Origin of the sequence: Flaviramulus multivorans (genome assembly GCF_021728415.1) — a bacterium.
Lineage (GTDB): Bacteria > Bacteroidota > Bacteroidia > Flavobacteriales > Flavobacteriaceae > Sabulilitoribacter > Sabulilitoribacter multivorans.
Genome location: NZ_JAKKDV010000005.1, coordinates 268,831 through 279,853, shown reverse-complemented (window position 1 = coordinate 279,853; position 11,023 = coordinate 268,831). Strand labels below are relative to the sequence as shown.

The window sequence follows — 11,023 nt, the reverse complement described above, 5'->3', positions numbered from 1 at the left end:
ACAACGTATATAATTTATTGCTAGTGCTAGCCTACTTACGAAAGTCCTCGCGGACTTTCTATCTGTGATTTATTTGCTAACTTTAGTGCTTAAACACGCAACGAAATCATACACAATCACGTTAAACGAGCGTTAAAAATCACCCCAACAAATCCTCTAAGGCTGGTTGTAAATGGTGATATTTAAAATGAAAGCCTTTATTTTCTATCTTTTTACAACTTACACGCTGACTTTCAAACAGTAGTGTATGCATTTCGCCTAAAACAAGTTTCATAAAAAACTTCGGTATATTAGGTAAAAACAACGGCTTATTTAAAACACTTGCTATGGTTTTTGTTAACTCTTGGTTGGTTACTGGGTTTGGTGCAACGCCATTATAAACATCGCCCAAATTATGCTTTAAAACGTATATAAATAGGCGTGCTAAATCTTTAATATGAATCCACGACTGCCATTGCTTTCCGCTACCAAAAGCAGCACCTAACCCCATTTTTATAGGTTTAACCATTTCTTGTAAAGCGCCACCCTTGTTAGACAATACCAAGCCTATTCTAATTTTTGAAACACTTATTCCTAATTTAGAAAATTGATCGACTTCACGTTCCCAAGTTTTTACAACATTACCCAAAAACGAATTACTGTAGGTATTGAATGATTGGTCGTAATAATTGGTTAAAGAATCTGGATAAATACCAATGGCACTTGCCGAAATAATTTGTTTGATAGTATGTTGTTCGCCTTTTAAAGAATTTACCAATAACCGTGTAGTTTCTATCCTGCTGTTTAAAATTTCTTTCTTATAAGAATTTGTCCATCGTTTAGAAACCGTTGCTCCAGCCAAATGGATAATCGCTTCGACACCTTTAAAACAATTTTTATCAATTTCTTGAGATTTAGGATTCCAATAAAATCCCATGTAATTTTCCTTTTGAAGAATTTTAGACTTACTAGTTGTTAAGTAATTAACCTTGATGTCCTTTTTATGACATTGCTTTACAATTTCATCACCAATCAACCCGGTTGCACCTGTAATTAAAACACGCATTTTCTTTTTTGATAAAGTTACAAAACACGCGTTGTGTTTACTAATCATTTATAGAAGGTTTAACAAAACAATTGATAATTAAATGTTACGCCGGTTTCCAACCGCGTAACATTTCTCGTTTCCCAGGCGGACCTGGTAATTTATCAACTTTATAACCAACCGATTGCATAGCGCGTCGTACATTTCCTTTAGCAGAATAGGTTACTAAAATTCCGTTAGGTTTTAAAGCATTAAACATCTTTTTTAATATAGTTTCTGTCCATAATTCTGGTTGAACACGAGCTCCAAACGCATCAAAATAAATAAGGTTGTAAACATTGGTTTCATTTACCTTATCGAACATTTTTTGCTGTTTGACAAGCTGAAAATTTGTAGTTATTTTATGTTTTTCTTCCCATGAAACCTCATGTAGTTTTTTAAATAAGGCTTCTCTGTTTGGAGATTTTAATGCTTTAGAATAGTTTAGTTGATTAATTTCATCTGCTGAAACTGGGTAACCCTCTACTCCAATATAATTAATAGTTATATTCAGTTTTTCAGCTTCTAAAAGTGTTATAAATGCATTAAGACCCGTTCCAAATCCTATTTCTAAAATCGTTATTTCTTTAATTTTTTTAGACAAGATTTCTTTGTGAGATCCTGAAACAAGTTCAGGATGACAAAACTGGTCACAAAAATGATGCAGCCCATGTTTTATAAAAACATGATATGCTTCTTGTATCGCTCCGTGTTTAGAATGGTATTGTTCGTTCCAGTCAGGTAAATGAATGGTCGTAGAACCGTCGGCAGTAATAATTATTTCCCGTTTCAAATTACTGTTTAACTAAAACCCCATCGGCTTCAAACGAGTATGTTTTTTTAGGTTCTGTAATTTGAGCTATTTCCTCTTTTGTTTTACCAGCATCTTCTGCATAATGACGCTGTTCGTCCACCGAGACTTCGTTTACAAATGCTTTTCCATTTACAATTACTTCTTTCCCAGCAATATCTTTAGGTACAAAAAAACCGTAATCTTTAAATTTAACCATCACTTCATTACCGTCTTCAAGATTCAAAGTCATCCAGCACCCTTTGGCTTGACAAACTTCATTTACTTTGGCAACCATTTTAGAATTTATACTATCACTAACAGCCATTGTTTTATAATGTGAGGCCATTGAACTTGAGGCTATCGCATCATCCGCTATTATTTCATTTCCGAAAGTAGCATATGCTATTTCCTCAACTTCTTCCAATGTTTTAGTAGGTTCTTCATTTTTATTTTTACAAGAATTTAACATTAAAACAGCAATAATTATTAAGCTTAAGTACTTCATGTTACTAAAATTTCAATTTTATACGATTTATGTAAATATACGCTTTTTTAAAAACGTTTTTAGTTAAATTTGTGTCGTTAAATGTTTAAACTTATGAATACTATAATCAACGATATAGAGGTTTTAAAAGCCAAAACTACAAAAATAAATGAGGTAGATTTTGATAATTTGAAATTTGGCAGTGTGTTTTCGGATCATATGCTAGAATGTAATTTTAAGAACGGCAAATGGCAAGCTCCTAAAGTTGTGCCTTATGGTCCAATTACATTAGATCCTTCAGCAAAGATTTTTCATTACGGACAATCGATTTTTGAGGGTATGAAAGCCTATAAGGACGCCGAAGAAAATGTTTGGTTATTTCGTCCATTAGATAATTTTAAGCGTTTAAATATTTCAGCAAAACGTTTGGCTATTCCTGAGTTACCAGAAAGCTATTTTATGGATGGTTTAAAAGCTTTGTTAGAGGTTGATAAAGATTGGATTCCTAAAAAAGATGGTAGTTCATTATACATTCGTCCTTTTGTTTTTGCTTCAGGAAATGGATTTCATGCTTCTCCAGCAACCGAATATAAATTTATTATTGCAACAGCACCATCGGGTTCATATTTCTCAGGTGAAGTAAAAGTTTTAATTGAAGAAAAATACTCGCGTTCAGCGAATGGCGGTGTTGGTTATGCAAAAGCCGGTGGAAACTATGCGGGACAATTTTACCCAACACAATTAGCTATTGAAAAAGGTTATCAGCAAGTGATTTGGACCGATGACAATACCCACGAATATATAGAAGAAGCTGGCGCAATGAACATTTTTGTTCGTATTAATGATACTTTAATTACAGGTCCTACAAGCGATCGTATTTTAGATGGTATTACACGTAAAAGCATTATTGAATTAGCGAAGTCTGAAGGGATTGCTGTAGATGTTAGAAAAATAACCGTTACTGAAGTGGTTGAAGCTGCCAAAAATGGTACGCTTAAAGAAATGTTTGGTGCTGGTACTGCTGCGGTTATATCACCTATCTCAGGATTTGGATATAAAGACCAAGATTATACGTTGCCAAAGTTAGATGATACTTTTGCTAGTTATTTAAAGAAACGCATCACTGATATTCAAACCAATAAAGCGGAAGACCCATTTGGGTGGCGTTTTAAGGTCGAGTAAAGAATAAAAAAAGAGAAGCAAAATGCTTCTCTTTTTTTATTTATTTAAAATCGATTCTATTTTGGGTTTAAAGTAATTGGGTCCTTTTAACACCTTACCATCTTCACGATAAATAGGTTGTCCGTCTTCACCTAATTTACTCATATTACTGCGTTGTATTTCGTCAAACACCTCTTCAATCTTATATTGCAATCCATGTTCTATAATGGTTCCGCACAAAATATAAAGCATATCGCCTAAGGCATCAGCTACCTCAACTAAATCGTTGTTACTAGCCGCTTCCAGATACTCTTCATTCTCTTCGCGCATTAACTTATAGCGTAGCATATTCTTCTCTAATCCTAAATCTGCTTTCGGGTTTTCTCTGTACCCAATTTTAAAAGCAGTATGAAATGCTTTTACGGCTTCAATTTTATTTTTCATTTAATCTGTTTTCTTTAAATTCGCATAAAAATAACTATATGTTTAGTAAAGGTCAAATCATTTTTGGTGTTTTATTTTTTATAGCCTTCGCTATTATAATTGCATTTACTTACCGAAAAGATTTGAAAGTACATAAACGCTTTTATGCTGGTAGCGTTTGGGTACTGATTGCCTTTATTTCTTTTATTTTACTTATTGCTGCTATTAAGTTTTTCTTCAGATAACAGTACAAATCATTAACAAACATAAAATAAGAGGTAGGAAAAAAGCAATTTTATTTGTTTTATAAATAAATGTTATTTTTTGACGCAACCTTTTTTGAATACCGTCATCTACAAAGTAGCTAAATCAACTAAAACATGAAAATTCTAATAATTATCAGCGTATTAATTGTTGTTAATTTAATTCTTCTAGCTTTCAGTGTAAACAAAAAAACAGAACCATAATTTTTAAGTTCTAATTTTTAAAGTTGCACTCACCAATTCTTAATTTTTTTTGAGAGCATAATTTCTTTTCTCCATTTTTAATATCTCAAACATCTAAATTTTATTTTCTGTCATTCCGAATTTTTCTCTTTTATAGATTAAAGCTTTCAAACTGCCTTTATTTATTAAATTCAAATTTTAAAATGATTATATTTGAGTTATAATTCTTCAAACCAAAAAAAATGAAAGCGCTTAAGTACATACTATTCTTATTACTTATAGTAATTATAGGGTTAGCCATTTTTATTGCAGTACAACCCAACGAATTTGAATTTTCTAGAAGTAAAGTGATTAAAGCACCCACGTCTATGGTATTTAATAAAGTAAACGATTTTAAAAATTGGCCTGATTTTTCTCCATGGATTGAACAAGAGCCAAACGCTACATTAACTTATGGTGAAAAAACTTCTGGTGTAGACGGAACTTATAGCTGGTCTGGTGAGGTATTAGGTGAAGGCAGTATGAAAACCACTGCATTAGAGCAAGATAAGTCCATATCACAACATATTAGCTTTATAAAACCATTTGAATCAGAATCAGACATTAATTGGACTTTTGAAAACACTGATGAAGGGACAAAAGTAACATGGGGCATGAAGGGAAAGCAAGATTTTATGACTAAAATGTATACCACTTTTGCAGGTTCTATCGAAGAAAACACAGGTCCGGATTTTGACAGGGGTTTGTTTAAATTAGATAGTATTGTTAATGCAGATATGAAAAAATATAGCATAAATATTGAAGGAATTACACAACACGGTGGCGGCTATTATTTATACAGTACAACGTCTTGTAAAATAAGTGAACTAGAAAGCAAAATGCCCGAAATGATGAGCAAAGTAGGATCGTATGCTATGAACAATAATATTAACATGGCTGGAGCACCTTATACTTATTATCACAAATGGGATGTAGAAAACAATGCGACTATGTTTTCAGCTTGTGTACCAACTACCGAAAGAGTTATTACTGCACCAGATAGCGATATTTTAACAGGCCAGTTAAAACCTTTTAAAGCGGTTAAAACAACCCTTAAAGGCAACTATGAAAACTTAAAAGAAACTTGGGAGGCAACCATGACGTACATACCAGCAAATGGACTTGAGTTTACTCAAGATGGCCCTATGCTTGAAGTATATCCTACCGACCCTATGAACACACCAAATCCTGCAGATTGGATTACCGAAATTTATATTGCTGTAAAATAGATGAAGCACGTTTTATTGGTTTTTTTAGGCGGCGGTTTCGGAAGTGTTTTACGATATATTTTAGGTAAATATTTAAACAGTTCCGAAAATGGCATTCCTTACGGAACCTTTGTGGCTAATATTTTAGGTAGTTTACTTATTGGTATTATATTGGGTTTAGCCGCCAAAAACAACACCTTATCACAAAACCAAACGGTACTTTTGGCTACTGGTTTTTGTGGTGGTTTTACAACGTTTTCAACCTTTGCATACGAGAATCATGTGTTTTTAAAAGCTGGTGATTTTACTAGTTTTGCACTTTATACCATTGCGAGTTTTATTATTGGGTTTTTAGCGGTGTTTTTAGGAATGTTTTTGGTTAAATAAATCGTTATTAAATGAATGCAAAAGTGGATACTTTTTTAAGTAATGTAGATAAGTGGCAAAAAGAATTGACATTGCTAAGACATATTATTTTAGATTGTGGACTCACCGAAGATTACAAATGGATGCACCCCTGTTATACCTATAATAATAAAAACGTTGTTTTAATACATGGATTTAAAGAGTATTGCGCCATACTATTTCCAAAAGGCGTACTACTAAAAGATACGGAAGACATTTTAGTTCAACAGACTGAAAATGTACAAGCTGCAAGACAAATACGATTTACAAATAGCAATCAAATTGAAAGTCTTAAATCGACGCTTAAAGCCTATATTTTTGAGGCTATTGAAGTTGAAAAATCAGGTGTAAAAGTTAAAATGAAAAAAACTTCTGATTTTAATATGCCAGAAGAGTTACAAGAACAATTTAAAGAAAACCCAGAACTAAAAAAAGCCTTTGATAGTTTAACACCAGGGCGACAAAAAGGATATCTTTTGTTTTTTTCGAAACCAAAGCAATCTGCAACACGTACCTCTCGCATTATAAAAAATACAGACAAAATACTAAACGGTAAAGGGCTTAATGATTGTGTTTGTGGACTTTCAAAACGGTTTCCAATCTGTGATGGTTCGCATAAATCGCTGGAATAATTTTTCTTTTGAATTTGTCAGAAAAAAATTACTCAACCCAGTATGAAATTTAAAATCAACATAAAGGAATTTCCCTCAGAGGAAGAATTAAGAAATCTATTTTCTCAAACAACTTGGGCTTCTAAAAGAAAAAACCAGGATATTAAGAAAATGCTTGAAAGCTTGACTGTCTTTGTTACTGTAAGAGAAAATTCTAAATTAATTGGTTTTGGAAGAGCATTGTCAGATGGAATTTATCGCGCTTTAATTGATGACATAATTGTTGACAACACTTATCAAAAACGAGGAATTGGAAGAATAATCATCGAAAATATTTTAAAACAACTAGATGGAATTGATGAAATATTTTTAAATACAAAACCTAATTTAGAAGAATTTTATAAAAAATTTGGATTTGATAAAGTGAGTACTATTACAATGAAAAAATAAAATTCACTTTTATAACAATGATTAGTTAGAATTAAGACGGATTAGCGACATAAGCTTCTAAAAACTCACTTAACCTATTTACTACTTCTTAAAAGCCTTAACTCCAGCTTCAACTCTGGTTTTTAAATAATTTATACGTGGTACAATTGGGCACGAATATTTATCATTATAAGCGCAATAGGGGTTGTACGATTTATTAAAATCAATAATCATTTGCTCTCCATCGGGGATTTTAGCATCAATATAACGACCACCTCCATAACTTTCTAAACCATTGGTTTCATCTAAAAAGGGTAAAAACAAATAATCTTCAAAGCCTTCTTCCGTAATTAAATCTTGGTTTTGGTAAATATTGAGTTTATAATTTTCATCTTTTAAATCAAATGTGAGCTCGCCATATTTTATATAAACAGGAAGTCTGTCTGTAGTGGTTTTCATTTTAAAAGGTTTTTCATTAGGTGTTCTTTTAAATGCTGCAGTAACTACATACGTTGAATCGAACTTAAAAAAATCTAAACCTTCAAACGCTTTTCTATCCTTATCTTTTAAAGGCGAAGTTGAAGCATCTTTAAATTTAGCATTCTGCTCTTTTTGAAACGCTGTTTCACCTTTTAAAGGCCTTTTTTCTTGGGCGCAAGCTACGGTTGTAACTAGTAAAATTACTATGATTAAGTGCTTCATTTTAAAAAAATTTCAATCCAAAAATACAACTTACAATTATTTTATATAGATTTGAAGTATCAAAAAAGAAATAAACATGCGTATTATCGTCACCATTTGTAAAAAGCAATCAACCACTTCTTTAATTAGAAGATGTTGGACTTGTTGTATTTTGTGGTGATTATTTATTGCATATTACAATATTAAAAAGTCCGACTTCTCAGTCGGATTTTTTTTGTTTAAAAATTAATAATTTAAATATCCTTCCTTTGGTCGGATTTGGGAGATAATGAAAACACTATTTAGCAATTACTTAAATACCTTTAAAGGCTTATCGAAAGAAATTTGGTGGCTCGCTTTAATTACTTTAATAAATAGAGCTGGCACCATGGTTATTCCTTTTCTGTCACTATATCTTAAAGAAGATTTAAACTTTTCTGTTAGCGATGTGGGTTGGGTTATGAGTGCCTTTGGTTTGGGTTCGGTAGCGGGTTCTTGGTTGGGTGGTAAACTTACCGATACTTTGGGATATTATAAAGTTATGGTTAGAAGTTTGCTATCTACTGGTATTCTATTTATCTGCTTACAGTATTTAAATACATTCGCTTCTATTTGTATAGGGATATTTATAGTTATGTTGGTTGCAGATACTTTTAGACCTGCCATGTTTGTAGCACTAAATGCCTACAGCAAACCTGAGAATAAAATACGCTCGCTAACTTTAATTCGTCTTGCTATTAACTTAGGGTTTTCGGCAGGACCTGCTATTGGTGGCCTTATTATAACGGGGCTAAGTTACAGCGGTTTGTTTTGGGTAGATGGTATTACGTGTATTTTAGCAACGTTGGTGATGATTCAGGTTTTACATCCTAAAAAGGCTAAGGTGTTGGATGATATTAAAAATGAAAATCCTGATTCGGCGTACAGTGATCGTGCTTTTTTAACCTTTTTAATAGCTATGATGCTGTTCGGTATTGTCTTCTTGCAGTACTTCTCCACCATAACTATTTATTATAAAGATGTTCATACGTTGAGTGAGTTACAAATTGGTCTAATTCTAGGGCTTAACGGGTTTCTTATTTTTGTGTTTGAAATGCCTTTGATAAAGTGGTTAGAAAACACTAAATACACTAAACTTGGACTCATGTTTTTTGGTGCAGTTCTAACAGGTTTAAGTCTGCTTATTCTAAACCTAACCAGTTGGTCTGGGGTTTTAATAATAGGAATGTTATTAATGACACTAGGTGAAATGATAGCATTTCCATTTTCTAACGCCTTTGCAGTTGATAGAGCTAAAAAAGGAAATCAAGGTGAGTATATGGCGTTATATTCTATGTCGTTCTCTATAGCCCATATTTTTGGGCATAATGCAGGATTACAAATGACAGCCTTTTTAGGATTCGACAATACTTGGTATATAATTACGGGTATTGCGGCAATTTGCGCTATAATATTATTTATTTTGAAAGAGAAATTAAAAGCTACAAAAGTTAGATCCTAAAAATGAATGATTTGTTTTTAGGACTGATTTTATTAAATTGGAATGACTTCTTTTTGTTTAACAACACGAGATAACACAATTTGGGTTTTGGTTTCGCCATAACTTATCAGCTGGTCAATAAAAGTCTCCAGATGTTTTTGATTCTTTAAAACCACTTCCATGACTATATTTTCATCACCCGTAATTCTATAACAATTGATTACTTCATCGTAGGTTTTAACTTTATCCAAAAAAGGCTTTAGTTTTCCCATAAATGCCCTTAAAGTAATTATGGCTTTGAGTTGATAGCCAATTTCAAAAGGAGAGACAATGGTTTTATAACCTTCAATAATACCCCAGTCTTCCATCTTTTTAATGCGCTCTGAAACTGCTGGCGAACTTATGCCAACCTGTCTTCCTATTTCAGCGTTAGATAACCTTGCATTTTGTTGTAAACACTTCAAAATCTTGCTGTTAATCGAATCTATCTTCATTTTAAACAAAAATGATATTAAATAATTAAAAATTAAATCAAATATACAATTTTACTTTAAAATCGAAAGTCTAATGTCGTTCGTTGTGATTAATTTTGGTAAAATTGCTGAAAAATAATCATGATGTCATCAAATACCCCATTAAATCTATCGGAATTACCGATTTATCAAAAAGCTCTAGAGATATTTGCTCTATCGCAAAACATTTCGATGTACTTAAATCATGACTTATCAAACTTGCGACCAGATGGAACTGAAGATAACGACATTTACTTCTCAGGTGATATTGTTCAACAATCTGTTTCATTAGCTCCTGAAATTGTGAATGCCGAATTAGAGCGCTATTCCGAAAACAAGTATAAACATATTGCTTCTCTAAAACGGCTTACTAATAAGTTATACAAAAACTCCTATAGATTAGAGCGATCAAACAGCAACGGTAAAGATTTTCTACCAATTCTTAGAAGTGAACTTAAGAAGTTTAAAAAACTTCAAAGTTCTTGGATGTTGACCTTGTAATCTTATTTCTTTTTATTCTTTTATCATCATCTTTTTATAACCAAAAATGCTATTATTGTATATAATTTTATTTAATACAAATTAGTTTATGGATTTAATAAGGGATAATTCACAAAGAAGTAAATATGTTTTGGTATTACTTGGTATTTTGGCGTTTTTTGATCTTTTATCAGTAGGATTTAACTATTACCAAAACATGGTTTTAGAAGGATACGAATTTGGCGAATATACCGACGAATATATAGAAAACCTTGATTATTTATCTATAGTGATTAGTTTAACATATTTTTCAAGCTTTATAATAACTATTGTATTATTTATACAATGGTTTAGAAGAGCTTACGGTAATTTAATTAGATTAGATGTAAATATGGAGTATACCGAAAATGGTTCCGTATGGGGTTATTTTATTCCTTTTATAAATTGGGTTCGACCAATTAAAACAATGAAAGAAATTTATTTAAAAACTCAAAAAGTAATCAAAGAATATAATTCGACTCTAGTTTTTAACAAAAATACCGAATTTATTGTAGTATGGTGGGTTATATATCTAATTAATGGATTCATCGCCAATTTTGCTTCTAAGCAAATGAATCGAGCAACCACAATCGATGAATTTATCAGTGCAAATAATGTTTATATTTTTTCAGACCTAGTAGATGTCGTTTCCATCGGGTTTGCAATTTTGGTCATTCAAAAAGTCTCAAAATTAGAACTAATTTTAAGAGAGACTGATACATCCTTGTCGCTTATAAATCAAATAGGTGTGAAGGCTGAAGTTTAAGAA

At 31.9% G+C, this 11,023-nt stretch carries 15 protein-coding genes; 9 read left to right on the top strand and 6 right to left on the bottom strand.

What is annotated here, in order from left to right; all coding sequences use genetic code 11:
- Positions 1-139: 139 nt before the first annotated feature.
- The 3 genes from L3X39_RS12740 to L3X39_RS12730 form a co-directional block, all read right to left on the bottom strand.
- Positions 140-1,045: a TIGR01777 family oxidoreductase gene (locus tag L3X39_RS12740; RefSeq protein WP_237232241.1), complete on the bottom strand. Its 906-nt coding sequence runs from the start codon at positions 1,043-1,045 to the stop codon at positions 140-142.
- Between the two features lie 85 nt (positions 1,046-1,130).
- Positions 1,131-1,856, bottom strand: a complete 726-nt coding sequence (gene mnmC2, locus L3X39_RS12735; RefSeq protein ID WP_237232236.1) for a tRNA (5-methylaminomethyl-2-thiouridine)(34)-methyltransferase MnmC2 — start codon at positions 1,854-1,856, stop codon at positions 1,131-1,133.
- A gap of 1 nt (position 1,857) precedes the next feature.
- Positions 1,858-2,361: a DUF4920 domain-containing protein gene (locus L3X39_RS12730; protein WP_237232235.1), complete on the bottom strand. Its 504-nt coding sequence runs from the start codon at positions 2,359-2,361 to the stop codon at positions 1,858-1,860.
- 93 nt (positions 2,362-2,454) lie between these two features.
- On the opposite strand from L3X39_RS12730, the gene L3X39_RS12725 reads away from it, so the two are divergent.
- Positions 2,455-3,522 (top strand): branched-chain amino acid aminotransferase, encoded by a 1,068-nt coding sequence (locus tag L3X39_RS12725; RefSeq protein ID WP_237232234.1) that lies wholly within the window; start codon positions 2,455-2,457, stop codon positions 3,520-3,522.
- Positions 3,523-3,558: 36 nt separating this feature from the next.
- Here L3X39_RS12725 and L3X39_RS12720 read toward each other — a convergent pair whose 3' ends face one another.
- On the bottom strand, positions 3,559-3,945 hold the full coding sequence (locus L3X39_RS12720; RefSeq protein ID WP_237232233.1) for a pyrophosphohydrolase domain-containing protein: 387 nt from the start codon (positions 3,943-3,945) through the stop codon (positions 3,559-3,561).
- Between the two features lie 38 nt (positions 3,946-3,983).
- Between L3X39_RS12720 and L3X39_RS12715 the strand changes: the two genes are divergently transcribed.
- The 5 genes from L3X39_RS12715 (at position 3,984) to L3X39_RS12695 (ending at position 7,083) form a co-directional block, all read left to right on the top strand.
- Positions 3,984-4,169, top strand: a complete 186-nt coding sequence (locus L3X39_RS12715) for a hypothetical protein (protein ID WP_237232232.1) — start codon at positions 3,984-3,986, stop codon at positions 4,167-4,169.
- Between the two features lie 443 nt (positions 4,170-4,612).
- The gene (locus L3X39_RS12710; RefSeq protein WP_237232231.1) at positions 4,613-5,638 is read left to right on the top strand and encodes an SRPBCC family protein; all 1,026 of its coding nucleotides are present in this window, start codon (positions 4,613-4,615) and stop codon (positions 5,636-5,638) included.
- Complete coding sequence (gene crcB / locus L3X39_RS12705) at positions 5,639-6,004, top strand: fluoride efflux transporter CrcB (protein WP_237232230.1); 366 nt, start codon at positions 5,639-5,641, stop codon at positions 6,002-6,004. It abuts the gene before it with no gap.
- 11 nt (positions 6,005-6,015) lie between these two features.
- The gene (locus tag L3X39_RS12700) at positions 6,016-6,654 is read left to right on the top strand and encodes a DUF1801 domain-containing protein (protein WP_237232229.1); all 639 of its coding nucleotides are present in this window, start codon (positions 6,016-6,018) and stop codon (positions 6,652-6,654) included.
- Positions 6,655-6,696: 42 nt separating this feature from the next.
- Positions 6,697-7,083, top strand: a complete 387-nt coding sequence (locus tag L3X39_RS12695; RefSeq protein WP_237232228.1) for a GNAT family N-acetyltransferase — start codon at positions 6,697-6,699, stop codon at positions 7,081-7,083.
- 81 nt (positions 7,084-7,164) lie between these two features.
- Here the strand turns inward: L3X39_RS12695 and L3X39_RS12690 are convergent, their stop codons facing one another.
- Positions 7,165-7,764 carry a DUF1684 domain-containing protein gene (locus tag L3X39_RS12690; RefSeq protein WP_237232227.1) on the bottom strand — a complete coding sequence of 200 codons (600 nt, stop codon included), beginning with the start codon at positions 7,762-7,764 and terminating at the stop codon, positions 7,165-7,167.
- A gap of 268 nt (positions 7,765-8,032) precedes the next feature.
- On the opposite strand from L3X39_RS12690, the gene L3X39_RS12685 reads away from it, so the two are divergent.
- A complete protein-coding gene (locus L3X39_RS12685) occupies positions 8,033-9,244 on the top strand; it encodes an MDR family MFS transporter (RefSeq protein ID WP_237232226.1) in 1,212 nt (403 codons plus the stop codon).
- Positions 9,245-9,276: 32 nt separating this feature from the next.
- On the opposite strand, the gene L3X39_RS12680 is transcribed toward L3X39_RS12685, so the two are convergent.
- Positions 9,277-9,717 carry an Lrp/AsnC family transcriptional regulator gene (locus L3X39_RS12680; protein WP_237232225.1) on the bottom strand — a complete coding sequence of 147 codons (441 nt, stop codon included), beginning with the start codon at positions 9,715-9,717 and terminating at the stop codon, positions 9,277-9,279.
- Between the two features lie 123 nt (positions 9,718-9,840).
- Here L3X39_RS12680 and L3X39_RS12675 point away from each other — a divergent pair, with 123 nt between their 5' ends.
- Both L3X39_RS12675 and L3X39_RS12670 read left to right on the top strand, forming a co-directional pair.
- Entirely contained in the window at positions 9,841-10,236 is a 396-nt protein-coding gene (locus L3X39_RS12675) for a hypothetical protein (RefSeq protein WP_237232224.1), read from the top strand.
- Between the two features lie 88 nt (positions 10,237-10,324).
- A complete protein-coding gene (locus L3X39_RS12670; RefSeq protein WP_237232223.1) occupies positions 10,325-11,020 on the top strand; it encodes a DUF4328 domain-containing protein in 696 nt (231 codons plus the stop codon).
- The last annotated feature ends 3 nt before the right edge of the window (positions 11,021-11,023 follow it).

Coding starts and splice junctions, on each gene's coding strand:
- L3X39_RS12695 (WP_237232228.1), top strand. CDS start 6,697: ATGAAATTTAAAATCAACATAAAGGAATTTCCCTCAGAGGAAGAATTA.
- L3X39_RS12675 (WP_237232224.1), top strand. CDS start 9,841: ATGTCATCAAATACCCCATTAAATCTATCGGAATTACCGATTTATCAA.
- L3X39_RS12710 (WP_237232231.1), top strand. CDS start 4,613: ATGAAAGCGCTTAAGTACATACTATTCTTATTACTTATAGTAATTATA.
- L3X39_RS12690 (WP_237232227.1), bottom strand. CDS start 7,764: ATGAAGCACTTAATCATAGTAATTTTACTAGTTACAACCGTAGCTTGC.
- L3X39_RS12700 (WP_237232229.1), top strand. CDS start 6,016: ATGAATGCAAAAGTGGATACTTTTTTAAGTAATGTAGATAAGTGGCAA.
- L3X39_RS12680 (WP_237232225.1), bottom strand. CDS start 9,717: ATGAAGATAGATTCGATTAACAGCAAGATTTTGAAGTGTTTACAACAA.
- L3X39_RS12720 (WP_237232233.1), bottom strand. CDS start 3,945: ATGAAAAATAAAATTGAAGCCGTAAAAGCATTTCATACTGCTTTTAAA.
- L3X39_RS12725 (WP_237232234.1), top strand. CDS start 2,455: ATGAATACTATAATCAACGATATAGAGGTTTTAAAAGCCAAAACTACA.
- L3X39_RS12715 (WP_237232232.1), top strand. CDS start 3,984: ATGTTTAGTAAAGGTCAAATCATTTTTGGTGTTTTATTTTTTATAGCC.
- L3X39_RS12685 (WP_237232226.1), top strand. CDS start 8,033: ATGAAAACACTATTTAGCAATTACTTAAATACCTTTAAAGGCTTATCG.
- crcB (WP_237232230.1), top strand. CDS start 5,639: ATGAAGCACGTTTTATTGGTTTTTTTAGGCGGCGGTTTCGGAAGTGTT.
- L3X39_RS12730 (WP_237232235.1), bottom strand. CDS start 2,361: ATGAAGTACTTAAGCTTAATAATTATTGCTGTTTTAATGTTAAATTCT.
- L3X39_RS12670 (WP_237232223.1), top strand. CDS start 10,325: ATGGATTTAATAAGGGATAATTCACAAAGAAGTAAATATGTTTTGGTA.
- L3X39_RS12740 (WP_237232241.1), bottom strand. CDS start 1,045: ATGCGTGTTTTAATTACAGGTGCAACCGGGTTGATTGGTGATGAAATT.